Annotated in this window: 27 protein-coding genes; 19 read left to right on the forward strand and 8 right to left on the reverse strand. The window is 57.0% G+C overall.

The genetic code is table 11. The features are described from left to right. Positions 1–4: 4 nt before the first annotated feature. Together ccoO and ccoN are read right to left on the reverse strand one after the other, a co-directional pair. Positions 5–736 carry a cytochrome-c oxidase, cbb3-type subunit II gene (gene ccoO / locus L1P08_RS01400; RefSeq protein ID WP_303618232.1) on the reverse strand — a complete coding sequence of 244 codons (732 nt, stop codon included), beginning with the start codon at positions 734–736 and terminating at the stop codon, positions 5–7. Positions 737–749: 13 nt separating this feature from the next. Continuing rightward, positions 750–2,366 (reverse strand): cytochrome-c oxidase, cbb3-type subunit I, encoded by a 1,617-nt coding sequence (gene ccoN / locus L1P08_RS01405; RefSeq protein ID WP_303618233.1) that lies wholly within the window; start codon positions 2,364–2,366, stop codon positions 750–752. A 193-nt stretch (positions 2,367–2,559) separates the two neighbouring features. Between ccoN and L1P08_RS01410 the strand changes: the two genes are divergently transcribed. Further along, a complete protein-coding gene (locus L1P08_RS01410; protein WP_303618234.1) occupies positions 2,560–3,021 on the forward strand; it encodes a hemerythrin domain-containing protein in 462 nt (153 codons plus the stop codon). A gap of 25 nt (positions 3,022–3,046) precedes the next feature. Here the strand turns inward: L1P08_RS01410 and L1P08_RS01415 are convergent, their stop codons facing one another. After that, entirely contained in the window at positions 3,047–3,757 is a 711-nt protein-coding gene (locus tag L1P08_RS01415; RefSeq protein WP_303618235.1) for a Crp/Fnr family transcriptional regulator, read from the reverse strand. Between the two features lie 382 nt (positions 3,758–4,139). Between L1P08_RS01415 and ctaD the strand changes: the two genes are divergently transcribed. The 5 genes from ctaD to L1P08_RS01440 are packed head-to-tail and all read left to right on the forward strand — an operon-like array spanning position 4,140 to position 8,615. After that, the gene (gene ctaD / locus L1P08_RS01420) at positions 4,140–5,747 is read left to right on the forward strand and encodes a cytochrome c oxidase subunit I (protein ID WP_303618236.1); all 1,608 of its coding nucleotides are present in this window, start codon (positions 4,140–4,142) and stop codon (positions 5,745–5,747) included. 34 nt (positions 5,748–5,781) lie between these two features. Continuing rightward, positions 5,782–6,396: a Tim44 domain-containing protein gene (locus L1P08_RS01425; protein ID WP_303618237.1), complete on the forward strand. Its 615-nt coding sequence runs from the start codon at positions 5,782–5,784 to the stop codon at positions 6,394–6,396. 25 nt (positions 6,397–6,421) lie between these two features. Next, positions 6,422–6,787, forward strand: a complete 366-nt coding sequence (locus tag L1P08_RS01430; RefSeq protein WP_303618238.1) for a DUF488 domain-containing protein — start codon at positions 6,422–6,424, stop codon at positions 6,785–6,787. Continuing rightward, a complete protein-coding gene (locus L1P08_RS01435) occupies positions 6,780–8,168 on the forward strand; it encodes an NAD(P)H-dependent flavin oxidoreductase (protein WP_303618239.1) in 1,389 nt (462 codons plus the stop codon). The genes L1P08_RS01430 and L1P08_RS01435 overlap by 8 nt, the downstream gene beginning before the upstream one ends. Positions 8,169–8,174: 6 nt before the next feature. After that, on the forward strand, positions 8,175–8,615 hold the full coding sequence (locus L1P08_RS01440; protein ID WP_303618240.1) for a group III truncated hemoglobin: 441 nt from the start codon (positions 8,175–8,177) through the stop codon (positions 8,613–8,615). Here the strand turns inward: L1P08_RS01440 and L1P08_RS01445 are convergent, their stop codons facing one another. Then, a complete protein-coding gene (locus tag L1P08_RS01445) occupies positions 8,616–9,482 on the reverse strand; it encodes a LysR family transcriptional regulator (RefSeq protein WP_303618241.1) in 867 nt (288 codons plus the stop codon). 257 nt (positions 9,483–9,739) lie between these two features. Between L1P08_RS01445 and L1P08_RS01450 the strand changes: the two genes are divergently transcribed. Further along, on the forward strand, positions 9,740–11,014 hold the full coding sequence (locus L1P08_RS01450) for an O-acetylhomoserine aminocarboxypropyltransferase/cysteine synthase family protein (protein WP_303618242.1): 1,275 nt from the start codon (positions 9,740–9,742) through the stop codon (positions 11,012–11,014). A gap of 52 nt (positions 11,015–11,066) precedes the next feature. On the opposite strand, the gene L1P08_RS01455 is transcribed toward L1P08_RS01450, so the two are convergent. The 3 genes from L1P08_RS01455 to rnk form a co-directional block, all read right to left on the reverse strand. Beyond that, on the reverse strand, positions 11,067–12,326 hold the full coding sequence (locus tag L1P08_RS01455) for a D-amino acid dehydrogenase (protein WP_303618243.1): 1,260 nt from the start codon (positions 12,324–12,326) through the stop codon (positions 11,067–11,069). A gap of 68 nt (positions 12,327–12,394) precedes the next feature. Continuing rightward, the gene (locus L1P08_RS01460; protein ID WP_303618244.1) at positions 12,395–12,922 is read right to left on the reverse strand and encodes a GreA/GreB family elongation factor; all 528 of its coding nucleotides are present in this window, start codon (positions 12,920–12,922) and stop codon (positions 12,395–12,397) included. Positions 12,923–13,061: 139 nt separating this feature from the next. Then, complete coding sequence (rnk, locus tag L1P08_RS01465) at positions 13,062–13,469, reverse strand: nucleoside diphosphate kinase regulator (protein ID WP_303618245.1); 408 nt, start codon at positions 13,467–13,469, stop codon at positions 13,062–13,064. A gap of 531 nt (positions 13,470–14,000) precedes the next feature. Between rnk and L1P08_RS01470 the strand changes: the two genes are divergently transcribed. From L1P08_RS01470 to L1P08_RS01485, 4 genes are read left to right on the forward strand one after another with little or no spacing between them, the layout of a single operon-like run. Next, a complete protein-coding gene (locus L1P08_RS01470; protein ID WP_303618246.1) occupies positions 14,001–14,390 on the forward strand; it encodes a response regulator transcription factor in 390 nt (129 codons plus the stop codon). After that, the gene (locus tag L1P08_RS01475; protein ID WP_303618247.1) at positions 14,390–15,514 is read left to right on the forward strand and encodes a YaiO family outer membrane beta-barrel protein; all 1,125 of its coding nucleotides are present in this window, start codon (positions 14,390–14,392) and stop codon (positions 15,512–15,514) included. The genes L1P08_RS01470 and L1P08_RS01475 overlap by 1 nt, the downstream gene beginning before the upstream one ends. Before the next feature lies 1 nt (position 15,515). Beyond that, positions 15,516–16,553, forward strand: a complete 1,038-nt coding sequence (locus L1P08_RS01480) for a HEAT repeat domain-containing protein (protein WP_303618248.1) — start codon at positions 15,516–15,518, stop codon at positions 16,551–16,553. Further along, entirely contained in the window at positions 16,550–17,977 is a 1,428-nt protein-coding gene (locus L1P08_RS01485) for a glycosyltransferase family 2 protein (protein ID WP_303618249.1), read from the forward strand. The genes L1P08_RS01480 and L1P08_RS01485 overlap by 4 nt, the downstream gene beginning before the upstream one ends. A gap of 55 nt (positions 17,978–18,032) precedes the next feature. On the opposite strand, the gene L1P08_RS01490 is transcribed toward L1P08_RS01485, so the two are convergent. Further along, complete coding sequence (locus L1P08_RS01490) at positions 18,033–20,204, reverse strand: TonB-dependent receptor domain-containing protein (protein ID WP_303618250.1); 2,172 nt, start codon at positions 20,202–20,204, stop codon at positions 18,033–18,035. 488 nt (positions 20,205–20,692) lie between these two features. Between L1P08_RS01490 and hemP the strand changes: the two genes are divergently transcribed. The 8 genes from hemP to L1P08_RS01530 are packed head-to-tail and all read left to right on the forward strand — an operon-like array spanning position 20,693 to position 26,432. Further along, positions 20,693–20,962, forward strand: a complete 270-nt coding sequence (hemP, locus tag L1P08_RS01495; protein ID WP_368077117.1) for a hemin uptake protein HemP — start codon at positions 20,693–20,695, stop codon at positions 20,960–20,962. 18 nt (positions 20,963–20,980) lie between these two features. Next, positions 20,981–22,042 carry a hemin-degrading factor gene (locus L1P08_RS01500; protein ID WP_438268426.1) on the forward strand — a complete coding sequence of 354 codons (1,062 nt, stop codon included), beginning with the start codon at positions 20,981–20,983 and terminating at the stop codon, positions 22,040–22,042. A 9-nt stretch (positions 22,043–22,051) separates the two neighbouring features. Continuing rightward, a complete protein-coding gene (locus L1P08_RS01505; RefSeq protein ID WP_303618251.1) occupies positions 22,052–22,939 on the forward strand; it encodes a heme/hemin ABC transporter substrate-binding protein in 888 nt (295 codons plus the stop codon). A 7-nt stretch (positions 22,940–22,946) separates the two neighbouring features. After that, complete coding sequence (locus L1P08_RS01510) at positions 22,947–24,038, forward strand: FecCD family ABC transporter permease (protein ID WP_303618252.1); 1,092 nt, start codon at positions 22,947–22,949, stop codon at positions 24,036–24,038. Positions 24,039–24,041: 3 nt separating this feature from the next. Beyond that, on the forward strand, positions 24,042–24,845 hold the full coding sequence (locus L1P08_RS01515; RefSeq protein ID WP_303618253.1) for a heme ABC transporter ATP-binding protein: 804 nt from the start codon (positions 24,042–24,044) through the stop codon (positions 24,843–24,845). Then, positions 24,842–25,264, forward strand: coding sequence for a hypothetical protein (locus L1P08_RS01520; RefSeq protein WP_303618254.1), 423 nt, complete (start codon positions 24,842–24,844; stop codon positions 25,262–25,264). Before L1P08_RS01515 ends, L1P08_RS01520 begins: the two co-directional genes overlap by 4 nt. A gap of 8 nt (positions 25,265–25,272) precedes the next feature. Then, a complete protein-coding gene (gene tolQ, locus L1P08_RS01525; protein WP_303619467.1) occupies positions 25,273–25,980 on the forward strand; it encodes a protein TolQ in 708 nt (235 codons plus the stop codon). Next, the gene (locus L1P08_RS01530) at positions 25,980–26,432 is read left to right on the forward strand and encodes an ExbD/TolR family protein (protein WP_303618255.1); all 453 of its coding nucleotides are present in this window, start codon (positions 25,980–25,982) and stop codon (positions 26,430–26,432) included. Before tolQ ends, L1P08_RS01530 begins: the two co-directional genes overlap by 1 nt. Positions 26,433–26,435: the final 3 nt, after the last annotated feature.

Raw genomic sequence — 26,435 nt, forward strand, 5'->3', positions numbered from 1 at the left:
CTCCTTACCGGTAATTGGCTTCGGGCTGATAAGCCTCGAAATCGACCAGCGTGCCGAGCATTTGCAGATAGGCGACGAGGGCATCCATCTCGGTGATTTCGCGGGCATTGCCGTCGAAATCGCCAAAGCGGACATTGGGATAGCGCGCTTCGAGCCCGGATGTGTCGGCGTCGGGGGTGGCTTGTGCGATGACATCTGCCACAGCGTTCTCGATAGCCTCATCGCTATAGGGGACGCCGACTGTGGCATTTGCCTTCAAGTGGCCGCCCATATTGGCGAAGTCGAGCGTGGCACTGGCCAGAAATCCGTATTTCGGCATGACCGATTCCGGCACGACTGAGCGCGGGTCGGTGAGGTGGGCCACGTGCCAATCGTTGGAATAGCGGTCGCCCACGCGGGCCAGATCCGGGCCTGTGCGCTTGGAGCCCCACTGGAAGGAGTGGTCATACATGCTTTCAGCGGCAAGGGAATAATGGCCGTAGCGTTCCACCTCGTCGCGAAACGGCCGGATCATTTGCGAGTGGCAGGTATAGCACCCTTCACGCACATAGATATTGCGCCCGGCCAGTTCCAGCGGGGTGTAGGGCCGCATGCCCTCCACCTTTTCGATGGTATTCTGGAAATAGAACAGGGGGGCAATTTCCACGATGCCGCCAATGGAGACCACTACGAGAGAGCCAACCAGCAGCAGGGTGACGTTGCGTTCAATGTGTTTGTGTTTGTCGAGCAGACCCATTTTGTGCGCTCCCTTATTCTGCCGGTTGCAGGCTGGTGGCCTGGGCAACGATTGGTTTTTCATCCCGGACATTGCCGCGAATGGTCTGGTAGACGTTCCAGGCCATGATCAGGCCGCCGGTGAGGTAGAGCAGGCCACCCATGACGCGCAGCACATAATAGGGGTGCATGGCGGCAACGGTTTCGGCGAACGAGTAGACAAGGAAGCCTTCCGCATCATATTCGCGCCACATCAACCCCTGGGTGATGCCGGCAACCCACATGACCGCCGCATAGATGACGATGCCAAGGGTGGCGAACCAGAAATGCCAGTTGACCATGCGGAGCGAATAGAGTTTTTCGCGGCCCCAGAGACGTGGCACCAGGAAGTAGATGGCACCGAAAGTGATCATGCCAACCCAGCCGAGTGCGCCGGAATGCACGTGACCGATGGTCCAGTCGGTATAATGCGACAGGCCGTTGACCGCCTTGATCGACATCATCGGACCTTCAAAGGTCGACATGCCATAAAACGCCACGGCGATGACCATCATGCGGATGATCGGGTCGGTGCGGATCTTGTCCCATGCGCCTTGCAGCGTCATCAGGCCGTTGATCATGCCGCCCCATGAGGGCATCCACAGCATGATGGAGAAGACCATGCCAAGGGTCTGCGCCCAATCGGGCAGGGCTGTGTAATGCAGGTGATGCGGGCCGGCCCAGATGTAAAGAAAGATCAGCGACCAGAAGTGGATGATCGACAGGCGGTAGGAATAGACCGGGCGTTCGGCCTGTTTGGGCATGAAATAGTACATCATGCCGAGGAAGCCGGCGGTGAGGAAGAAGCCAACGGCGTTATGGCCATACCACCACTGGGTCAGTGCATCCTGAACGCCGGAGAACAGCGAGTAGCTTTTCGATCCGAGGAAGGAGACGGGAACGGCCAGATTGTTGACCACATGGAGCATGGCAATGGTGACGATGAAGGCAAGGTAGAACCAGTTGGCCACATAGATATGCGGCTCCTTGCGCTTGACCAGCGTGCCGAGGAACAAGACGAGATAGGCAACCCAGACAATGGTCAGCCACCAATCGACATACCATTCCGGCTCGGCATATTCACGGCTCTGGGTGATGCCCAGCAGATAGCCGGTGGCGGCCATGACGATGAACAGCTGATAGCCCCAGAAAACATACCAGGCCAGATTGCCGCCCCAGAGACGGGCGCGGCAGGTGCGCTGGACGACATACATGGAAGTGGTGATCAGCGCGGTGCCGCCAAAGGCGAAAACAACGGCGGAGGTATGCAGGGGCCGCATGCGGCCGAAATTGAGCCAGGGCTCAATGTTCAGGTCTGGCCAGGCGAGCTGGCTGGCGACGATGACTCCGACGAGAAAACCGACAACACCCCAAAAGACTGTGAGAATGACACCGGCACGAATCGGGCCATCCATATAGAATTCGCTGTCAGGCCGGGGCTTGGCGCCGCCCGCGAACTCAACCTGCCGCAGCGTATAGAGCGTTGCCAGCCCGAGCACGAGCGTGAGCACGAGCGCGTGCAGGCGGAAGGGTGCATCCTGGGCGAAAGCCGCCGCCAGCAGGCACAATAGCGTGCCCGTTCCCAGAATGATGGTTTCGTTTAAATGCTTCATTGGTTGCCCCCGGGACCGACCTGGTTTTCCGTTTCACCGGCCTTGGGGTTGCCCCGCCAAGCCAGATTGCACTGTTAGCGGCAGGGGCGCGGCAGAACATTGATGCAGATCAAAGCATGTCGGGGCGTCGCATGATTTTGTCGGCAGACCGCATAAAGATTGCAGAGGTGCGCAAAGCCGAGGGGGTCCGCCGGTGCGACAAAACGGATTGATGGAGATTTTTGATCGATCACGACGCGCACAGCTGGAATTGTGCGATCAGCTTGAGATTATTGCTGATTCATTGCCGGAACGGGTGGATCGTCAGACATGTGCGCTTACCGCCCAGGCGCTTGATGAAGTCATTCGATCAGCACATGCTATTGAAGAGGCGCATGTTTTTCCGCTCGTGACGCGCGAGGCCACTCTTGAAGTCGATTCGTCGGCGCTGGTGGCCCATTTGCGACAGGACCATTTGGCGGATGCATTTCTGGTTGAAGAACTGGTGGAACTTCTGGCCTCCTATGGCAGCGGCACGCCGCTGCACGGGCCGGAGGCGAGTGGTTATATGCTACGCAGCTTTTTCGGCGGCTTGCGCCGGCATCTGGCGCTGGAGCAGGAATTGCTGGGCAAGGCCCTCGGGCGCCTTGATTCGAAGGGTCACGGCGGTCGATGATTTCTGTGGAGGGGCGTCAGTCGCGTTAACCGCAGCGGTGATGCAGCTTTTTCAGATCGGGAATCGTAACCTGCCGGTTGGCGACGATTTCGATCACGTTCTCTGCGCGCAGCTTGGTTATCTGGCGTGAAACTGTTTCGATGGTCAGGCCCAAAAAGTCCGCGATATCGGCCCTTGTGACCGGCAGGGTGAAGCTGGTTGAGACGATATCTTCCGGTTCGAGATGGGTGGCGATGAGATAGAGGAAGCTGGCGACCTTTTCGGCGGCTGTTTTTCGCCCGAGGGTCAGCATCCAGTCGCGTGCCTCATCGAGTTCCTTGAGGGTTTGCTGCAGCAAACGGTGTTCTAGATCCGGGTTTTGGCTGATCAGGGTTTCAAGCGCCGATTTGGGGAAGCTGCAGGTTTCAACTTCCGAGGCTGCTTCTGCCGTAACTGCGCTGGATTCAGCAAAGGGGCGTCCCATGAAATCGGGCGCAAACTGAAGGCCGACGACCTGCTGGCGGCCGTCTTCCAGCATTTTGCTCAGTTTGACGACGCCGCGCATGACATTGGCGTAGGATGAAATTTCGTCGGTTTCCCCAATCAACTGCCGACCGGGTTCATGGCGGGCCTTGCTGGTGTGCCTGGCGAGGGTGACGAGTTCTTCCGGATTCAACGCGCCACAGATTCCACGATGACGTGCTTCGCAGGATACGCAAAGCCTCGGCACATCGGAATTGTGGATGTCTTTGCGCATTCCGGGCCCTCCGGGGTTCAAGCGACAATCATTATTGTCCGACGCGGCGGGCGGCGGGGGCGGCTCATGGGTTTTCATAGTACACGAAGCTGGGGAAAGCGCGACTTGCTTTATCGTCGCATAATATGTCTTTCCCGCCGAGACGAACGCGGTTGCTTGCGGCCGTCTGGTCGCCTTTGATCAGCACCCTTTCCACCGCGGGGGAGAACTGAGATTTAAAACCAAAATTATTGCTGATAATTCCAAATTAAATTCGTTTGTCTGACTTTTATTCTCGTCCTAGGGTCTGCGCGAACGCTGAGACGTTCTTTTACTCGGCAGCTTGTTGGACCGCTGCCTGAGTGAAACCGCGCCTCCGCGTCGTTAACGAGCGGAGAATGAAATGGATAGTGCGGCATCGGATACACACCGTCAGGCGAGCTTTGGGCAGCGTTGGGTGTTTTCAACCAATCACAAGGATATTGGTACGCTTTACCTTGTGTTTTCAATTGTCGCCGGTTTGTTTGGCACCGGGCTTTCCCTGTTGATGCGCATTGAACTGCAACAGCCGGGGGTGCAGTTTTTTCACAATACCGATCTCTATAATGCGGTGGTGTCGGCCCACGGGCTGGTGATGATCTTTTTTGTTCTGATGCCGGCATTGATCGGCGGCTTTGGCAATTGGTTCGTGCCGATACTGATTGGTGCGCCCGACATGGCGTTTCCCCGCCTGAATAATGTTTCGTTCTGGCTGCTGGTCGCGGCTTTTGTGTTGTTTCTGGTGTCCTTGTTTGTGGAGGGACCTTCGGGGTCAAACGGACATAGCGGCGGCTGGACCCTTTATCCACCTTTCTCAGGGGCGGGCCAGCCCGGACCGGCGGTCGATTTTGTCATCCTGGCGATCCATTTGTCGGGTGCCTCATCAATTTTGGGGGCCATCAATTTTATCACCACGATTTTCAACATGCGCGCGCCGGGGATGACGCTGCACCGGATGCCGCTGTTTGCCTGGGCAATGCTGGTGACGGCGTTCATGTTGCTGTTTTCCCTGCCCGTTCTGGCGGGAGCGGTGACCATGCTGCTGACAGACCGCAATTTCGGCACAACGTTTTTCGTGCCCCAGGGGGGTGGCGACCCTGTGCTCTACCAGCACCTGTTCTGGTTCTTCGGGCACCCCGAGGTCTATATCATGATCCTGCCTGCCTTCGGGATTGTCAGCCATGTTGTGGCGACCTTCTCACGCAAGCCGATTTTTGGTTATGCGGCGATGGTCTATGCGATGGTTGCCATCGGGGTGATCGGCTTTCTGGTTTGGGCCCATCATATGTTCACCTCGGGCATGTCCAAGGATGTCCAGGGCTATTTCATGGCGGCATCCATGGTGATTGCCGTGCCCACCGGGATCAAGGTTTTCTCCTGGATCGCGACGATGTGGGGCGGCTCGATTTCCTTCAAGGTGCCCATGTTATGGTCTCTCGGGTTCATCATGCTGTTCACGATTGGCGGCGTGACCGGGGTGGTGGCCGCCAGCGCCGGTGTCGATCATGTGTTGCACGATACCTATTATGTGATCGCGCATTTTCACTATGTGCTGTCACTGGGGTCGGCCTTTGCGATCTTTGCCGGTTTTTACTACTGGTTCCCTAAAATGAGCGGCTATCTCTACAACGAGACGCTGGCGCGCATCCATTTCTGGTTGATGTTTGTGGGGGTCAATATCGTGTTTTTCCCGCAGCATTTTCTGGGGCTGGCCGGGATGCCGCGGCGGTATGTGGACTATCCTGATGCTTTTGGACTGTGGAACCTGATTTCATCGATCGGCGCCTATATATCAACGGCCGGCGTGCTGATGTTTCTGATCACTCTTGCAGAAGCCTTCATGGCCAAGCGCCGTGCAGCTGACAATCCCTGGGGCGAGGGGGCGACAACACTGGAATGGACGTTGTCGTCACCGCCGCCGGTGCACCAGTTCAGCACATTGCCACGTTTTGAGGAGGAGGAGCATGCATAGCTGCCTGCTTCCTCAGGCAGCGCATGAGGCTGAAATGGAATACACTTTTTGGGACTATGTCGCGCTTGCAGTACTTTTGATCTTCTGGAACTTGTTTTTCACTGCACATACGACCGGTAGCGCCGAGCAGACGCCGACAGATTCATCTGCATCGCGGGGGGACGCTGGCAGTTCCCCCGGCATGATGGCGAATGAAAGCCTTGCGACAATATTGAGCCGGATTTGGGCAATGCCTGGCACCGGTAATCTTGAGAGTTTTCTGGCCGGTGCGCGGCAGGCTTATGAGACGATTGTGACGGCGTTTGCATCTGGCGACGTTTCCGGCTGTGCCGGTCTGCTGGGGGGCGATGTGAAAAGGGTGTTTGCCGAGGTGATTGCGGGACGTCAGGCGCGGGGGGAGCAGGCATCGCTGACGTTTATCGGTTGGCAGGCGGCTGAAGTGGTGAATGCCGGACTGGCTGAGGGGCGGGTGTGGATTGATGTACGGTTTGTTGCGGAAATTGTTGCGGCGGTGCGGGACAGGGATGGCAATGTGATTGCGGGCGATCCCGAACGCGTGGCGAAGGCCAATGAAATCTGGACATTTGAGCGCCAGGCGGACTCAGGGTCGCCAGGCTGGACGCTTGTTGCAACTGACAGTGCTGAATAGGCGCGCGGCCCAAGGTGTTTGCATAATGAAGAAGCCAGCGATCAAACGAATTTACGAACCTGTCGCAGATGACGACGGGGTTCGGGTGCTGGTGGACAGGTTGTGGCCACGTGGTGTCGCCAAGGGGGATGCGCATATCGATATCTGGGCGAAAGATATTGCCCCCAGTGCGCAGCTTCGGAAATGGTTTGGGCACGATCCCAAACGCTGGGACAGGTTTCGCCAGAAATATGCCCGCGAACTTGCGCAGAACGATGCGGAGCTGGAGGAGATCAGAACGGCCGCGAAATCGGGCCCTGTGACACTGATTTATGCGGCGCGGGACACGGCGCATAATCATGCACGGGTGCTGGCTGACTATATTGCGCATCCGGAGCGCGCACATGATTGAGTTTTCAAAGGGAACGCTAGCCGCAGTGCTGGGGTGCAAGTTGCCGCTTGTTCTGGCGGGGATGGGGGGCGTCGCACGGGCGGAACTCGTGGGCGCGGTAACGGATGCGGGCGGGTTTGGTTTTCTGGGCATGGTGCGCGAGCCGCCGGAACTCATTGCCCATGAGATCTCGGAATTACGGGCGCAGGGGTGTTCGCGCTTTGGCGTCAATCTTATTCCGGCGGCCACAGATCCGGGCCTGCTGCAACGACAAATAGCGGTTTGTATCGCCGAGAAGGTGCCGGTGGTGTGCCTGTTCTGGGAGATGGATCTTGCGGTCGTTAACCGGCTGCGGCAAGCCGGCATCATGGTTGCCTATCAGGTTGGTTCGGTTGAGGAAGCGCTGGCGGCAGAGGCTGCAGGGTGCGGGTTGATTATTGCGCAGGGTGTGGAGGCGGGTGGCCATGTGCGGGGAACGACGCCATTGGCGCAGTTGCTGCCAGCTGTGGTCGACGCTGTCAGTGTTCCGGTGCTGGCGGCTGGGGGGCTGGGGTCCGGGGCGGACCTTGTGACGGCGATGGGGTTGGGGGCGGATGGTATCGTTATAGGAACGGCTTTTATGGCCGCCGCAGAATCCTATGCGCACACTTATCACAAGCAAGCGCTTGTTGCGGCCAAGGCGTCGGACACGGTGTTGACCGACAAATTCCATATCAACTGGCCGCGCGGGGCGATGGTTCGGGTTCTGGATAATCCTGTTACGCGGGGCGAGCGGGGAGATCCATTTGCTGATGAGCGGATCGTGATAGGCGACGAAGCGGGGCGTGCGATTTTGCGGTTCAGCACGGATTCGCCATCACGGGTGATGATTGGCGCATTTGCCGATATGGCGCTTTATGCCGGCACAGGGGTGGGGAGTATTGAACAGATTGCACCGGCGGCGGTGTTGGTGGACCGGATCATGGCGGGGGCGCAGCAATTGCTGGAGGTTACGACAGAATGTTCCGACCGTCGCACCTATAGTTCTGCTGTTTGCTATGTCGATGAGGTTTATGGCGATTACAACGGGCAACTTGATGCCGATCAGCTTGATGCCGACCTTTTGGCGTTGGAGGAAATCATGACAACGATGCTGAGCCTTGCGTTAGCGCCGTCAGGCGGCACGGAATGTACCGGTGCGCCGCCGTTTAACCGGGGTGCTGCAGATTATGCGGGCTGGTTACTGAGGTTGCGTGAGATTTCAGGACATACCGGGTGCCGGAGCCGAACGAATCCCGAACTGGGTGAATTGGCAGCTTTGCATGCTTCGGCGCGGCGCCAACTGGGTGCGACGATACCGAGACTGGCTGACGGTCCTGTTCGTGATACGCTGGTCGCATTGCGGGTCTATTTGGAGAATTGATTGGTCATGACAAATGATCGGGAAGCCGAAACCGTTTCAAACCTGCCTCCGAGTGAAGCGCAGATTGCGCAATTGGTCCGTGAATTCTATGCGCGGGTTAGGGAAGATGCGCGGTTAGGACCGATTTTTGCGCAGGCTTTGGGCGATGACTGGGAACCGCATTTGCTGACCATGATCGATTTCTGGTCATCGCTGATGTTGCGAACAGGCCGGTATTCCGGCCGGCCGATGCAAAAGCATCTGGCGTTGAAAACAGTCAGGCCGGACGATTTCAAGATTTGGCTGAAGCTGTTCAATGAAACGGCGGTTTCCATTGGCGGCCCGGACTTTGCAAAGGCCTTTATGGAGCGTGCGGAACGGGTGGCAGCGAGCTTCCATGCAGCGATGTTTTATGACCCGGCGGATGACGCGCCACGTCCGGCACCTGTTATCGTTTCAAGGATGTGATTAAACGGCCGCCTCTTGAAGCTGACGGGCGGAGATGGCCTTGAAGCCCGTGCGCATGCTTTGCATCAATGCCGGTTCGGCGCGTTTAGAATAGACCATGTGTACAGAATAGGAGAATTCCGGTGCGCCCGATACGCGGCGCAAGCGACCGTCGTGCAAATAGGGTTGGACTGCGCTGAGCCGAAAATATCCCATGCCGCCGACGCGGATCAGATAGAGCAGTGCAAGGGGGCCGTGAGACATGAGTACACCCGGATTTACAATGCCGGGGAAAGCCGCCTGCCGGTTGGCGACAAAGGCGGGGCCCCAGTCGACATCAACATAATCCTCGGGGGCGACGGGATCGCCCTCGGGTGCGGTGGTGACCATGACGAGCTTTTCATCCATCAGGAGCTCGACCACTGTTTGACCGCTTTGCGGGGGTGGGTTGTAGAGCAGTGCGAGGTCGAGGGCGCCATTGTCGAGACGCTCAATCAGCCGGGACTGGATGTCGACATCGGCATGCAACGCGATCTGGGGCGCTTCGTGTTTCATCCAGACCAGCCAATCGACGAGAAGCGGATTCCACAGGCTGATTTCAGCGCCGACACTGGCAATCTCTGTACGTCCTGGCGGCAGGTCGACTTGCTGGCGTGCGCGCTCCCAGACCTGGACCAAAGTCGTGGCGTGGCGAATGAAGCGTTCGCCAGCGGCGGTCAGCTTGGCGCCCGATTTGTTGCGGATGAACAATTGCCGGCCGAGCTGATCCTCCAGTGTGCGGATACGGGCGCTGACGGCCGTTTGCGTGATGTTGAGCCGACCGGCGGCGGCAATAAAACTGCCGGTTGCAGCGACTTCCAGAAAGGTCTTCGCAAGGCCGATATCCATTGTGCGGTCACCAATATCGTTGATATTATTGAAGGATAACACGCGTTTGATTGTGGTCAAATTGCGCGTGGAAATCAGCGGGGTGCAGCCAGAAAAATCTGCGCTGCCTGCGCGGTGAATTTGAGTATTTGGTTCCTGTCAATGCGGGGATTTTGGATGGGACTTCTGTTGTTGAACGTGCGCCGCGCCGGATCTGATGCTATTAAGTGGTCAACCTAACGATTGGTCGAAGACCAGCGATAAAGAGAGGAAGCTTCGTGAAACTTGAATCCATTGCACTCCATCATGGCTACACGTCTGAGGAGACCACCAAATCCGCCGCGGTGCCGATCTATCAAACGACATCCTACACGTTTGACGATACCCAGCATGGCGCTGACCTGTTTGACCTCAAGGTTGCGGGCAATATCTACACGCGCATCATGAACCCCACGACCGCCGTTCTGGAACAGCGCGTGGCGGAAATGGAGGGCGGCATTGCCGGGTTATGTGTGGCTTCAGGCATGTCGGCAATCACTTATGCCATTCAGGCGATCGCCGGTGTTGGTGACAATGTGGTTTCGATCAGCCAGCTTTATGGTGGCACCTATAACCTGTTCATGCACTCGTTCCCCCGTCAGGGCATTGAAGTGCGTCTGGCGCAGTCGCATGATTTTGACGCCATCGACAAGCTGATTGATGAGAACACCAAGGCGGTATTCTGCGAATCCATCGGCAATCCCGCAGGCAATGTGGTTGATATCGAAAAGCTGGCGGAAATTGCGCATAAGCACGGTGTGCCGCTGATCGTCGACAATACGGTGGCAACGCCTTTCCTTTGCAAGCCGATTGAACTGGGCGCGGATATCGTTGTGCATGCGCTGACCAAATATATTGGCGGCCATGGCAATTCGATTGGCGGCATCATTGTTGATTCCGGCAAGTTTGACTGGGTGAAGAACAAGGAGCGCTTCAAGGTGCTCAATGAGCCTGATCCCTCCTATCACGGCGTTGTTTATACCGAGGCGCTTGGGCCTGCGGCCTATATCGGCCGGTGCCGTGTTGTGCCGCTGCGCAATACCGGCGCTGCCCTGTCGCCACATAGTGCGTTTTTGTTCCTGATGGGTCTTGAGACACTGGGCCTGCGCATGGAGCGGCATTGCGAGAATGCCGAAGCGCTGGCAGCCTATCTGCAAAAGCATCCGAAAGTGACCTGGGTCAATTATGCAGCCCTGCCGGACAGCCCGCATAATGCGGTTGCAAAGCGGATTACCAAGGGCAAGGCCTCCGGTATTATCAGCTTTGGTGTGAAGGGCGGCGCGAAATCGGGTGCCCAGTTTATCGATGCGCTGGAGATGATCCTCAGGCTCGTCAATATCGGTGATGCGAAATCGCTGGCGTGCCATCCTGCGTCCACGACGCATCGTCAGCTGTCGCCGGAAGAGCTTGAAAAAGCTGGCGTATCAGAAGATTTGGTGCGTATTTCGGTCGGCATCGAGCATATCGACGACATCATTGCCGACGTTGAGCAAGCGCTCGCCAAGGTGGGCTAGAATTGATCCGGCCATCGGGGCTTTGGTTCCGATGGCCGCTTTGCCGGGGACGTCAGGCTGCTTTGATGCGTGGGTAAACGAGATCAGAGACGTCGATATCCGGTGTTTTTTTCATAATGATATCGGTGATGACGCGCGCTGAACCGCAGGACATGGTCCACCCCAGCGTGCCGTGTCCGGTGTTGAGAAACAGGTTGGACAAGGCGGTGCCGCCAATGATTGGTGTGCCGTCGGGCGTCATCGGGCGGAAGCCTGCCCAGAGGCTGGTATTGTCCGGTGTGCCGACATTCGGAAATAATCCCCTGAAGGAATGCAGCAGCGTGTCGCGGCGGGAATCGGGCAATCCCGATGCATAACCGTTGAGCTCTGCAGTGCCCCCAATGCGTACAGTGTCACCCAGCCGGGTAATCGCGACCTTGTAGGTTTCATCCATCAAGGTGGATCGTGGCGCTTCGTCTTCATTGTCGATGGGGACGTTGATGGAATAGCCCTTAACCGGATAGATCGGCAGGTGAATGCCGACTGTCTTGGCCAGTCGTACCGACAGGCTGCCGGCGGCCAGGATATAGGCATCGCCGGTGATGTCGCCATGCTGTGTTGCAATGCCGGTGACGCGGCCCGCTTCATGCAGAACGGTTTTCACCTCGGTGCCATATTTGAAGGTGACACCCATTTCCCGCGCCAGCCGGGCGAGGGCTATTGTGAACATCCGGCAGTCGCCGGTTTCGTCATGCGGCAGGCGGAGCCCGCCGGTGATTTTTTCACGGACCCGTTGCAAGCCCGGTTCGACTGCGACGCAACCATCGCGGTCGAGCACTTCATAATTCACGCCGAACTGCTTGAGGACGTCGATGTCCTTATGCATGCCATCCATTTGTTTGGCATAGCGGAACACCTGCAACGTGCCCTGCGTGCGATGGTTGTATTCGATGCCTGTTTGCTGGCGCAGTTCTTCCAGAACATCGCGGCTGTATTCAGCGACCCGGACCATGCGCGCCTTGTTGCGGTGATAGGCGGTTTCGGTGCAATTACCGAGCATTTTGAGCATCCACAGCCATTGGGCGGTGTCGAGTTTTGGCCGCACCACGAGCGGGGAATGGCGCGACAACAGCCATTTGACGGCCTTCATCGGGATGCCGGGAGCGGCCCAGGGTGCGGAATAGCCGGGCGAAATCTGGCCGGCATTGGCGAAGCTGGTTTCCTGCGCGGGGCCGGGGTGACGTTCAAGGACGGTGACCTCGCACCCGGCTTTGGCCAGGAAATAGGCTGAGGTGACGCCGATGATGCCTGCGCCGATTATAACCACTTTCAATTCTGTCTCCTGCTCGTTCCGGGTGAGGCCGGTGGATCACCGGCCACTGTCATCTGCGTGAATAGGGCTTAAGCAGCGCTGGGGCCGGGGTCGTCATCGTCCCAGAAGGGGGCGCCAGCTGGACGTGCTGGTGCGCCAGCGGGGCGGTGCCAATCGGGGCGTGGGGGGAAGCGTTTGTCGAATTCGACGATGTTGGCGATCCGTCTGGCCGCTTCCGGCTGGTAGGAGACGTCGAGAACATGCAGGGTCTCCATGCCTGTTTCGTCGGTGATTTCGACCTGCGCACCCTTTGCCAGACCCAGGAGGGTGATGCCACGAGGCGTGGTGACACATTGTGCAGCACCGGTTGGGTAGACGCCGGCCCCCCGGACCAGGATGCGCTCGACGGGTGGTAAATGATCGACCTGGAAACGCACGCGAGAGCCAAGTGTGATGGTCTCGGCCGGCATGTCCGCCGCTGGCACCACACGGGCAGTGTCGATTTTGGCACGAATGGCCTGACGGATTGTGAGGCTGGCGCAATGCGGATCGGCCAAAATTTCCTCAAGGACCAGTAAATCCTCAGGGGTGACGAAAATGTCTGGGGCAGTGCTCATCTCTATAGTTCCTCATCAGGGAAGCATTGGGTGGACGATTGGACCAGACTGGCGCGCGCCAGCCTGGCCGCTATCCAAAGACGAGCGGTTGCACTCCTGTTATGCGGATTTGGCCTTTAGGCAGACGCGTGCACATAGCTTAGGCGCCTTGCGTGACGGTTTTTACTGTCAGGATATGTGTGTGACCATCGCGTCCGGCCCAGGGGATGGATTGACCAACGCCGAGACCGATCAAAGCCCGCCCGATGGGGGTGAGGATTGAAACACGCTGTTTGTCGACATCTGCCTTGTCCGGATAGACCAACTGGAAAATGCGGGTGAAGCCATCAACGGTTTCGAAAGTGACGACTGAATTCATGCGCGCCCGGTCAGCCGGCACTTCATCCTGGGGGACCAGTGTGGCGCGATCGAGTTCGTTAAGCAGGGCTTCGGCTGCGTTGGCCAATGGGCCGCCCAGTGCCTCGGCGAAGGCGACGAGTTCGTCATAATCACGTTGACCGACCACGATATCGGGAAGGTCGGCGACGGTGTTTTGCTGTGTTTGCATGTGTCACACCCATGGGAGAGCCAGGGGCTTTCCGTTCAAAATCTGAGATACTGGATTTGGTGTGCCAGGAAATGTCTGTGAGACAAGGTTTGTCCCAAAAGATCGCGCACCCGAAGCTCGGGAGGCACGATAACGGCCGAGCTTCGGGTCAGAATCCTATTACGGGATGCTCTTTGAGCGCAATTTGCATAAACACAGCCTGTTTCATCCCTTGAATCTAGGGCATCGCTGCCGGTTGTCAAGCTCTGCTGCTGGTTGATGGCGCCATACTGTTTGCGGGGTCGCTCCTTAAAGATGGAAACCATCTGGGACGGAAACGGGGCGGTTTTGACACCCAATGCGCAATCGATTCAAACTGAGACCTTGAGAATGAGGGGCGGGATATTGTCCAAGTATTTACCCTGTGGGGTGCATAATGGGCAAAATGCTGATTCTTTTGATGCTGCCAACTAGCGGCAGCTTATGGTGAACAGGTATCGGGAAAACACACGTTTGGGGGCGTGCTGTCTGTAAAATATCCAGGAGTATTCAATGCACCCCAAGCCAAAAATCCTCATATGCGACGACGATTTGTTGTTGATCGAACTGATTGAGTTCAGGCTTGCCGCCAAAGGTTATGAGGTCATCACCGCAAGGGATGGCGAAGAGGCGCTGGAGAAAGTTCGTTCCAGTTTACCTGACCTGGTGGTTCTCGATGCGATGATGCCCGGGATAGATGGGTTTGAGCTATTGGTTCGGCTAAAGGCCGATACCACGCTTGCACATATCCCGGTTGTCATGTTGACTGCGCGAAAGGGTGAAAGAGACATCGTCTCGGCGTTAGAGAGCGGTGCCTCTGATTATCTGGTCAAGCCTTTCATCCCGGAAGAGTTGTTGGCGCGTATTGAAAAATATCTTCCTTCTGAAAATCCAGGTGTTTGATGCGGTGGCTTCTGAATGGCGCGGTCGTTTTGACACTGGTTATTGCACCGGTGCCAGCCTATGCCCAGTCGGCAGCCGAGTTATATGCGTTGGGGACGGCGGCCCGCGCTGAACTGCGGTTTGGTGAGGCGATTGGCTATCTGGAGCGCGCTGTGCGCCTGCAACCGGACAATGCCGACGCTCTGGTTCAGCTGGGGTTTGCGTATCTTGGGGCCGGGCAGCCCGCTTTGGCAGAGCCGGTGTTCGTCAAGGTGCTCACGCTGGCCCCTGACTATGAGGATGCCCGGTTTGGATATGCGCAGGCAAGGTTTCGTCAGGGCGATCTTGAGGGTGCGGAGCGGCTTGCCAGGCTGGTGGTTGCGCATCAACCCGACTACCGCGAGGCCAACGATCTTCTGAGCCAGATTGAAAATAGTCGGAACGCTGGTTCGGGAGCCCGATGGCGGCTGGATTTCGGGACTGAAGTCAGCAGCCTGACGGGTAATCGTGGTGCGTGGAGCGATACAATTGTCGCGCTTTCGTATGATTTCTCCGATGAAATTACTTTTGGAGGGCAGGCCCGACGCGCTGTGCGCAATGGCATTAGCGACGAACAGTTCACGTTTTCCGCCAATACCTCTCTTGGTGCTGACTGGTCAGCATATGCGAGTATTTCTGTGGTGCCTGATGTGGATTTTCTGCCTCAGCTATCGCTGGATGCGGGGGGCGCATGGAAGGTGCTGGAAACCGAAGGGTTCACATCCGTTCTGTCTTTGGACGCCGGTTACTCTCTATATTCAGATAGTCGGATTGCACTTTTGGAGCCGGCAGTCGCATTAGGGTTTTTCGACGGGTCCCTGACGCTTACACCGCGGTTGATTTTTTCGTTCGGTGACAACGGCACCCATACCAGTGGGTATGCAATACGGGCGGATGCGCAGATCCTTGAAAATGTATCGGCTTTCATTGGGTATTCCGACGCACCGGAAATTTCCGGTGCTCAGACGCTGGATGTGCGCACGATCTTTGCCGGTGTTGCTGTTGCCGTGACCCCAAAATTCACCGTGCGCGGGAATGTTGCCCATGAAATGCGCGCCAGCTTTGAGCGTACCAGTGCAGGTGTTGGCACCAGTTTGAGGTTCTAAAATGTTGATCTCAATTTGGTTCATATCGCTGGGTCTCTCGCTTATTTCCATCATGGTCATGCTGGTTCTGGTCGTGCGGCGGTTTATTTCGGATCGCGAACAGGCAAAGTATGCGAGCCTCCAAAAGCAGCTTCGACAACAGCTCATCAGCTTCACGGCAGATCACGACGAGGATGCCTTGATCGTTGCCTTGGGCAAGGTGCCGCCATCGGTGGCGGTCGAGGCAAGTTTTGCCTTTTTGGAGCTGTTGCGCGGGGAGGACCGGACTGAAATTGTGTGGGCCTTGGCGGCGGCCGGGTTGCCGGACCACATCAGGCAACGACTGAAAAGCGGGAATGAAGCACAACGGTTGAGTGCCGCTGAATTTCTGACGGCGTTTTCGTTTCCCGAGACGCGGGTGGGGCTCGTCGAGGCGCTACACAAAGGGACACGGGAAGTGCGTATCGCTGCCAGTATTTCATTGGCGCGCCTGAACTGGCTGCCGCCCTTGCCTGAGGTTTTGCAGGCAATCGGTCCCAATGGACAGCGGTCCCGCCGACTTATCGACCTGTTCCACGCGCTATCGACAGAGCGTAGCGACGAGATTATCGCTGTTGCTGTCGATGGGCAGCGTCCGGCATTCCTGCGTGCTTCGGCGATCGATGCATTGGGCCGGATGGGGCAGTATCAGTTTATTGAAGCGTTTGAGGAGATGGCGCACGCCACCGAGCCTGAGGTTGCCGCGGCTGCAATCCGGGCAATCGGGTTGATTGGTCATCCACGGTCCGCCGAAGCGGTTGTGAACGCGCTGAGGAGTGAGGCCTGGGAGGTGCGGCTTGAGGCTGCGGAAGCTGCCCGTAAAATCGGCGTGCCTCAAGCACGGGATGGGCTGATTGATCTGCTTGAGGACGATGAATGGACAGTGCGCTATATGGCCGCCAAATCACTTTTGATGATGGGGGGCGATAACCTTTTGGCGCTTGAAACCGCCGCTATGGGCGAAGCATCGCGTCGGCAACGCACCGCATCTCTCGTTTTGGCTGAGGGGATAGAACGATGACCTTTGCAGATTGGCACGTCTATGTTTTGCCCACAGTGTCCATTGTGGCCGGGTTTATTATTGCGACAGGAATTGCGCAGTCACTCATCTATTTGTTTCAGTTGATCATGGCAGCGTTTGCGCTTTCGCAGCGCCCGCCGGTTGCGCGCTCAACCATGCTTTGGCACCGTTACAGCGATGTGGCACCGCCGATTGCGCTTATTGTGCCCGCTTATAATGAACGGGCCAATGTGGTTGAAAGCGTGCGTTCGCTTCAGGCGCTGGAATATCCGAATTACGAAGTCATTGTGGTCAATGACGGTTCAACGGATGACACACTGGCCTTGTTGATTGAGGCGTTTAACCTGAAGCCGCTGCAACGTGCTTTTGAGCAGCCGCTATCCCATGAGCAGATCCGGGGTATTTATGGTTCGGCCAGTTCCGATCGATTAATTGTTGTCGACAAGCTCAATGGCGGTAAGGCTGACGCGCAGAATGCAGGGGTGAATGTCTCGCGGGCGCCGCTGTTTTGTATCATTGATGGCGATTCCATTCTTGAGCCGGATGCGTTGATACGCGCGGTGCAGCCTTTTATCGACGATCCGGTGCATACGGTGGCGGTTGGTGGGACCATTCGCATTGCCAATAACTCAGTGGTCGAGCAGGGGCGGGTGACGCAGATGCGTCTGCCGCGGAAATTGCTGCCGCTCTTTCAGGTGATTGAGTATTTGCGCGCATTTTTGATGGCGCGTCTTGCCTGGAGCCGCATCAACACACTGATGCTTGTTTCCGGAGCGTTTGGCATGTTTCGCCGGCGTGAAGCGATCGCTGTGGGCGGGTATACCAAGGGGTCCATGGGCGAAGACCTTGATATTGTCATTAAACTGCACCGCTACATGATTGATAACGGGCGTAAATACCGGATCGAGTTTGTGCCCGAGCCTGTGTGTTGGACCGAAGCACCGGAGACATGGGGTGTTCTGGGAAGGCAAAGGTCGCGCTGGCAGAGAGGTGCGCTTGAAGCGTTTTTCCGCTATCGCAAAATGGCTTTCAATCCACGCTATGGTCGTATTGGTTTTCTGGGCTTCGGCCAGATGTTTATTGTTGATGTCGTTGGGCCGGTCGCTGAGGTTCTCGGCTATATCCTCATGCCGTTGTTTTGGGTGCTCGGCGTGCTCTCGATTGAGTATCTGCTCGCCTATATGTCGTTGGTCTTTGTTTTCGGTGTTTTCATAAGCGTCACTTCACTAGTGCTCGAGGAGGCTGAGCTTAAACGCTTCCCAAGGGCCAGAGATTTGCTTGTGCTGACGGGCGTTGCTGTTCTGGAGAATTTTGGTTATCGCCAGATCAATAATCTTTGGCGTGTTCAGGGATATTGGCAGTATTTCCGTGCGGACACCAGTTGGGGTGATATGACGCGCACTGGATTTTCGGGCAAAAAATAGTAGCTCTTTGGCCGATATGCCGGGCTTCCGAGGAAACCCGGCATGTTGTTGTCAATCAGTAGTCAAACTGCTTGGCCAGCGAGAGTTTGAACGTTCGGCCACCTGAGCGATTGGTCGAGAGGTTTTCGCGATAGTCGGCGTTGAACAGGTTATCGACGCCAAATCGCACTTCGGTGCCTGTGAATGGTCCTGTCTCGGGCTTAAGGGAAGCAAAGAGGTTCACTTCCTGCCAGGCTTCGGCGGTGCCATCGGCCTGTGGGCCGCGTGCACCATTTTCAGGATAGATATACCTACCGACATCGGCCAGGGTGACCTGGACACCCGCTTCCAGATTCCATTCCGGATGTCGGCCGCCGAGGGTGGCAACGACCTTGTTTTGCGGCACCGTGGTCAGCGGTGTATTGGTCGACAGGTCGTTGCCGATGGTGAAGGTGTAGGCAAGATTTGCGAACAGATAATCGGAATTATAAGCGGCTTCAATCTCCAGACCATACAATTCCGCCTGGTTGATATTGCCGTAATAGCTTGGCTGCGGCGCACCAAATGCGACATTGGCATTGGACGCAATCATGTCAGAGATATGGTTGTAAAATACCGTCGTCTTGATCGCGGCTGTATCGCCTGAGGTGACCAGGTCGTATCCGGAGAGGGCAAAGCCCGCTTCGATCGAATTGGCTTTTTCCTTTCGCAGATCAAGACTTGGCGACTTTCCTGCACTACCTGCAGGGTTGCCCGGGTTGGGTGCCGATGCGGCTGAGGACGAATACAGCTCGTCAATCGTTGGCAGGCGTTCCGTATGGGCGACCGAGCCGAAGACGTTGATGTGGTCGTTGAACTCGTAAAGTGCGGCTAGTTTCGGCGATAATGCGTAGCCATCCTTGTCAGCGATGCCAGGTGTTTCCGAGGTGACCCAGTGACCATCGACACGCATGCCGCCGGTGATGGTCAGTTGATCATTCCAGATCAATTCATCCTGCGCGAAAAGGCCCAGCTTTTTCTCGTTGCCGTTCGGGTGGGTTGTGAAGGCGACATTGGGGGCTGCGGGGAAGAATACGCTGCGATCCTGCGAGCTGGCCTGCAGACCGAAGGTGAAGTAATTCTCGACATCTCCGCTGCTCCATTCGACGGTGTTGTCGGCTTTGAGCTGCAGGGTGCGGTAGCGGTAGTCTGTGTCGGCGAAGGTTCCGAATCTCGGGTCGCCGGGGGTGCCGATTGTCAACGGGCCGTCCACGACGTCCCGGTGATTGCGTTGCTCGTTAAGCGTGTCTGAATAGCTCAGCGAGAGGTTGAAATCGACCCAGGGATTGTCGCTATCCGGGTTTGACCATTCCAGAATTGCAGTCTTGTCAGTGACATACCGGTCCGCAAAGCCAAATGGTGTGCCGGGCACCATGCCGGTTTGCGCATAGGCCATCTGGTCCGCGCCGCTGGTGAGTTGCTGGTAGGAGGCCTTGACGGTTTGCTCGTCATTGTCGCCAAAATGGACGACCCCTTTAACCAGACCGGAGAGGGAGTTGAAGGCTGATCCTTCCGAGACGTTGCCATTGGCGTAGGTGACATTGTTGCTTCGCCGCCAATTGCCTGCTGCGAGTACTTCGAAGCTCTCGTTTACACGGTGGGCGATGATGCCGGAGGAGAGGGTGCCTGTGCCGTTTGAGGTGACGGACTGCTTGAGTTTGACCGCGCCGGTTTTGCCGGGCTGGATGAAATCTGACGGATCCTTGGTGGTGAAATTGATCACACCCCCAATTGCGCCTGCGCCATAGAGCGTGGACGAGGCGGAGCCGCGCAGCACCTCGACCTGCTTGTAGAGTTCCGGATCGGAGAAGAATGAGCCCATCCGGTACTGTTCGTAGAATTTGGGCATGCCATCGACATTGACAATGATCCGCGAGCCATCGGAAGAGTTTTCTGTGGTGCCAATGCCGCGGATGTTGAAGGCTTCGCCCAGCACACGGTTCGAACCAACCATGGTGACGCCCGGTACCGACGCGAAAATCTCGCCGGTCGTGGTTGCCTGGGTGTTATCAATTTCATCCTGGGTAACAACGGTTACCGCCTGGGGGGTGTTGATCGCGATCTTGTCGGTGCCCGCACCGATGACCAGACGTTCCAAAAGGGTGATATTGGTTGCGTTCACGTTTTGCGCGTTTGCTATTTGCGGCAAAATTGCCGCTGCCATTGCAGCGCTGCCAAGCAGCGCCATTCGTAAGGCCGCCAGCCTCATAATTCATCTCCTGAAAAGGTTGTGTGCGTGCTGGCTGGCGATAGGCTTGCTGGCAGAACGGGCAAGGCATTGGTGCCTCGAAGTCCCGTATCCGGAATGCACGATGGTTTGCCTCTAGTCCAGTTCATCGGCTGGAGTCAACGGTGGGCTATCCGGTCAAAATGCGTCCGGAAGAGGTCCGAATCCGCGCATTTTGAAAAAATATTCTACAAATCTGGAACAGCTAAATCGCTGGGTTAATTAGGTTTTTTACAGTCAGTTTTTATCGGTTCTAATCTTTGGGTGCAATTGTAACCCATTGTTTTTGCTTAATTTATTGACTCAAATTTTTTTTAGGCTAGCTTCGCCCTCATGTGCTCCGGGCCTTGAACCCTGAGGATGAGGTGAAATTGTGACTGACTTTTTACAGCACTTGCGTGCTGACCATGCGCGATTGATGCGCACCCCGCCACGCTGCCTGAATGCGGCTGTGCGGACGATGCCAGAGCATGCCGCTGGCGCTTCCATGGCTGATGTTTGCGCTTGTCTTTTTCCCTTCGATCGTCGGGGGCTTTGAGATGAGTATTGCGCGCCGGATCGACCCGTTGACGCCTAAATCAGCCGCAAACCTATCGGCCAGAAAATCTGAAATTTCCCTGCCGCCTGTTGTTAGCAGCGATGCGTTGTTCGCGGGCGGTAACGAAATCCTTATCGCCCACGCGGGCAGCCATTACCGGCTCACGATTACCCGGCAGGGCAAGCTTATTTTGACCAAGTAATTCGCAGGAATTTCCACCATGATGACGCATCAACCAAAGTTTCCCGCCGATATACGCCGATTGTGGCTAGCCAAGCCCGAAATGCGCGAGCGCGATTTTGCGCGCATTCACGACATTACGGAGGCGGAGCTTCTTGCCGCCCATGTGGGCGCGCATGTTACGCGGCTTGATATCGATATGGCGGCAATGCTTGAAGCGCTTCCCGGTTTGGGAGAGGTCATGGCGCTGACGCGTAACGAGAGCGCTGTGCACGAAAAGATCGGTCCTTACGAGAACGTCAAATATGGTGCGCATGCCTCGATTGTATTGGGGGAGCAGATCGACCTGCGGATTTTTCCGAAAAAATGGGTGCATGCATTCAGCGTAAGCAAGCCGACTGGCGAGGGTGATATCCGTCGCTCGCTGCAGTTTTTTGATGCGTATGGCGATGCGGTGCACAAGGTGCATATGCGCCCGGCGACGGATATCGAAGCGCTCGATGCTTTTGTTGCGCGTTTTACGTCTGCGGACCAGTCAGCTGGGATGACGGTGGTTGAGCGGCCTGCCAACAAACCCTTGATCGCGCCTGATGCCGAACTGCCGGTTGCTTTGCGTGATGAATGGAGCCGGATGACGGATACCCACCAATTCGTGAGTATTCTCAAACGTTTCAATCTTTCGCGACACCAGGCGGTAAACCTGATCGACCGCGATTATGCATGGCGGCTCGATCTGGACGGGGTTTCGCAGATGTTTGCGGGCGCTGTCGCAAGCGCGCTGCCGATCATGGTGTTTGTGGGCAATGACGGCTGCATCCAGATTCATTCAGGCCCTGTTTTTGAGGTCAAGCCCATGGGGCCCTGGTTGAATGTGATGGACCCGACCTTCCACCTGCATTTGCGGCAGGACCACATCACCGAATTGTGGGCGGTGCGCAAGCCAACAAAGGACGGGCATGTCACCTCGCTTGAGGCTTATGGCGCAGACGGGGAACTGATTATCCAGTTTTTCGGCAAGCGGCATGAAGGACACGAAGAACTGTCCGGATGGCGCTCTTTGGTTGAAGGGCTGCAGAGCCATGATCAAGTTAATGCAGCTTAGGAACGCATGATGTTGAAATTTAAAGCAGCTGTCCTTGGTGGCTTGTTGGCGGTGATGATGCCTGTCGGTCTGAATGGGACATTGGCAGACGAATTTACCCCGTTTGAAGACGCATCCCGTCTGGTGTCGATTGGCGGGTCGCTAACGGAAATCGTTTATGCGCTTGGCGCGGAAGACAAGCTGGTGGCCCGAGACAGCACCGCCGTCTACCCGGCCGCCGTGTTCGATTTGCCGGATGTCGGCTATATGCGCGCGCTTGCGCCTGAGGGGGTTATGTCGGTCAACCCGACTGCGCTGCTGGTGATTGAGGGCAGTGGACCACCTGAAGTTCTTGAGGTTCTCGCCCAGTCCGGCGTGCCTTATGTGACGGTGCCGGAAGAGCATTCTCATGCGGGGATTCTGAACAAGGTGCGCGCGGTGGGGGCGGTGCTTGACCTGCCGGAAAAGGCGGCGCAGGTGGTTGCTGAAGTCGATGCGGCCTTGACTGAAGCCGAGGCGTTGACCGGGAGTATTTCCGAGCGGAAGCGCGTGTTGTTTGTTCTGTCGACCACGGGCGACAGTCTGTTGGTTTCCGGCACGGACACGGCGGCAGATGGAGTTATTGGCATGAGCGGCGCGGTGAATGCTGTTACCGAGTTTAGCGGCTATAAAACACTATCTCCCGAAGCCATTATTGCCGCGAAGCCTGACGTGATCCTGATGATGGACCGGGGCGATCATAATGTTGTCGATGAATTTCTCTGGTCAGACGCCGCTATCGCAATGACACCGGCGGGTGAGAACAAATCGATCATCCGTATGGACGGGGCCTATCTGTTGGGTTTTGGCCCGCGCACGGCGGCGGCGGTGCGTGAACTGGTCGGCCTACTTTATCCTGACGCCGGTAAAGCGGAGTAGGGTGCTAATGACATATTTGAATGCGGTCGGGGTGAAACAACCGCGCCCGGCGGGGGACCGGCAGGGCCTCGCCTGGCTGACCCTTGCGGGCCTGACTGTTCTCTTGCTTGGTGCCGCATTTGTCAGTCTGGCAACGGGGGCTTCGGGGACCTCATTTTTCAATCTTGTTGCAGCCGCTATTGGCGACCCTTCTGCAAATGTTGAGCAATTGCAGCGTGATCAGGTCGTTGTAATGGCCATTCGATTGCCGCGTCTTGTTCTCGGTGTTCTTGTTGGGGCTGCGCTGGCTGTGTCCGGAGCGGTGATGCAGGGACTGTTCCGCAATCCGCTTGCGGATCCGGGCCTTGTTGGCATTTCTTCAGGCGCTGCACTTGGGGCTGTCAGTATCATCGTTCTGGGAACGACCGTGCTGGCCCCTATCACTGCCATATTCGGGATTTATGCCCTGCAGGTCGCTGCTTTTGGCGGTGGGCTGGTGACCACGATTATTCTTTATCAGGTGGCGACGCGCCATGGGCAAACAGCTGTGGCCACCATGCTGCTGGCCGGTATTGCGCTGGCAGCGCTGGCAATGGCGGTGACCGGGGTGCTGATTTTCGTCGCGGATGATCAACAATTGCGTGACCTGACCTTCTGGAATCTCGGCTCATTGTCGGGCGCGAACTGGACCAAAGTTACCGCCTCCGGCACGATTATCATTCTCGCGCTGGCGGCGACGCCATTCCTGGCGCGTGGGCTTAACGGCATGACACTGGGTGAGGCGACGGCGGCGCATATGGGCGTGCCGTTACAGGCGTTCAAGCGGGTAGCTATTGTGACAGTGGCAGCCGCCACTGGAGCTGCTGTTGCGGTGAGCGGCGGTATTGGCTTTGTGGGGATTGTGGTGCCGCACTTGCTGCGTCTGGTGATTGGGCCGGACCATCGGTTTTTGCTGCCCGCATCGGCCATGCTCGGGGCGGCGTTTCTGCTTTTGGCGGATGCGGTAAGCCGGGTTGTGGTGGCGCCGGCTGAACTGCCTATCGGAATCGTCACCGCGTTCGTCGGCGGTCCCTTCTTCTTGTGGATTTTGCTGCGCAAACGCGGCAGTCTTGGGTGGTGACGGATGCTTGAAACCAGAGATCTATCTGTTTCGATCGGGCAACGCTCAATTCTGGAAAAGATTGATTTTGTTGCCAATGCAGGTGAGCTGACGGTGATTGTGGGGCCCAATGGGTCCGGCAAAACCACATTGCTGAAGGCGCTTTGCGGCGACCATGCTTATCGCGGGCATGCCACACTGCACGGCCGTGAAATCAGTGCCATGCCATCGCGCGTAGGCGCGACGTTGCGCGCGGTGCTGCCCCAATCCACGCAATTATCGTTTCCTTTTACGGTACGGGAAGTTGTTTCGCTGGGGCTGACCGGTGGGCGCCCCGGGGTCAGCCTGAAAGAGATGCGATTATTGCCGGAACGGGCATTGTCATCTGTTGGGCTGGGCGGCTTTGGCGGGCGGTTTTACGGCGAGTTGTCAGGGGGTGAGCAGCAGCGTGTGCAACTCGCGCGCGTTCTCTGCCAGATTTGGGAGCCGGTGCTGGATGGGGTGCCACGCTATCTGATGCTTGATGAACCTGTGTCCAGCCTTGATATCAATCATCAGCTGCAGATTTTGCGCCTCGCGCGTGACTTTGCGGATGCGGGTGGCGGGGTGATCGCCATTTTGCATGACCTCAACCTTGCCGCGATGTTTGCTGACACGATTACCGTTCTGAAGAACGGCAAATGTTGCAGGACCGGCACGCCGGCAGAGGTGCTTGAGGACCAAACCATCGCCTATTCGTTCGATTGTGCCTTGCGCGTGGGTGTTGTGCCGCCCGTGGAGATGCCTTTCGTTCTGCCACAATCACATCTTTTGGGAGAGACGGGATGATCCGTATTTTAGTGGCCTTGGTCACGTTTTCGCTTGCCGGTGTTGCAAACGCTCAAGACGCTGCGCCGGTGGCAAATCTCTCGCTTCAGCTCAATGCCTTGCAGCAGGCCGAGAATAGTTGCCGCGTGAGTTTCGTGGCATTTAACGGGCTTGAAGCGACACTTGAACGGGCGGCTTTCGAGATCGCGTTATTTGATCGCTCGGGGGCTATTGATCAGTTGGTGACGCTCGATTTCAAGCAATTGCCGGGCGGCAAGACCAAGGTATTGCAATTCGAATTGCCGTCACTGAACTGCGCCGATGTCGGGCGGGTGTTGATCAACGATGTGTCGGCATGTGAAGGCGAGGGGATTGCACCGAAAGCCTGCCTGGAACAGCTGGAAACCACCACCACACTTGACGTTGCGTTCGGGATTTAGTGAAGCAGATGGAACCTTTGGCGCAAGCGGCTGATGCCGCGCATTATGACTTGTCTGTTCTGACGTTGTTTCTGCAGGCCGATTGGGTGGTCAAGGCAGTGATGATTGGTCTCGCCTTTGCCTCGGTCTGGTGCTGGGCAGTAATTTTCAACCGTGCGGCCGTTTTTGCGCAGACACAAAGGGCAATCAGGCGCTTTGAAAAGTCGTTTGCCTCGAACCCCTCGTTTGGTGTGTTGGAGGAACAGTTTGCGACACATAGACATGGGCTGGCACCGATATTTGCCGCCGGCATTGCCGAGTGGCGGCAAAGCATGAACGAGAAGGCCTGGGCGACGGATGGTATTCGCAGCCGGGTTTCCCTGGTGGTCGAACTGGCGCTGACGGAAGAGAGCGCAGCGTTGCAGCGTCGCCTGTCTGTATTGGCGACCGTGGGGAGCGCGGCGCCCTTTATCGGCCTTTTCGGCACGGTGTGGGGCATCATGAATGCCTTTACCGCCATTGCAGCGTCCGAGGATACAAGTCTGGCGGTGGTTGCGCCGGGCATTGCCGAAGCTCTGTTTGCAACAGCGCTCGGACTGCTGGCCGCCATCCCTGCGGTGATCGCCTATAACAAGCTTTCCAGCGATGCGGCACGTTTGACCGCGCAAATGGAGAGTTTCGCCGACCGGTATATGGCGCTCGTCTCGCGCAAGCTGGATGCCGGTGAGGTGGTTTGATGGGGATGAATGTGGGCACGGCGCAAGGTGGCGCCAGACGGCGTGGCAGGCGAGGACGCGGCACGTCGGTGATGAGTGAAATCAACGTTACGCCGCTCGTTGATGTTATGCTGGTGTTGCTGATTGTCTTTATGGTCGCCGCGCCGCTACTCACGGTTGGGATTCCGATTGATTTGCCGGAAACGCAGGCCCAGGCAATGCAGCCGCAAAAAGACCCGGTGATGATTTCCGTTTCTGTGGATGGCGATATTTTTCTCGGCAAGGAGCCGGTGACAGCCGAAATGCTTTTGGCTTCCGTCGCTCAATTGGCTGCCCCTGAGAGTGATGCGCGGATTTATGTGCGGGGCGATACGGCGGCGCAATACGGTGTGGTTATGAAGGTTATGGGGGCGCTTTCGGGAGCCGGGTATGCCCATATTGGATTGATTACGGCCCAGGATACGGAGCGCTGAACC

This window comes from Mariluticola halotolerans (genome assembly GCF_021611515.1).
GTDB classification, from domain to species: Bacteria; Pseudomonadota; Alphaproteobacteria; order Rhizobiales; family Devosiaceae; genus Mariluticola; species Mariluticola halotolerans.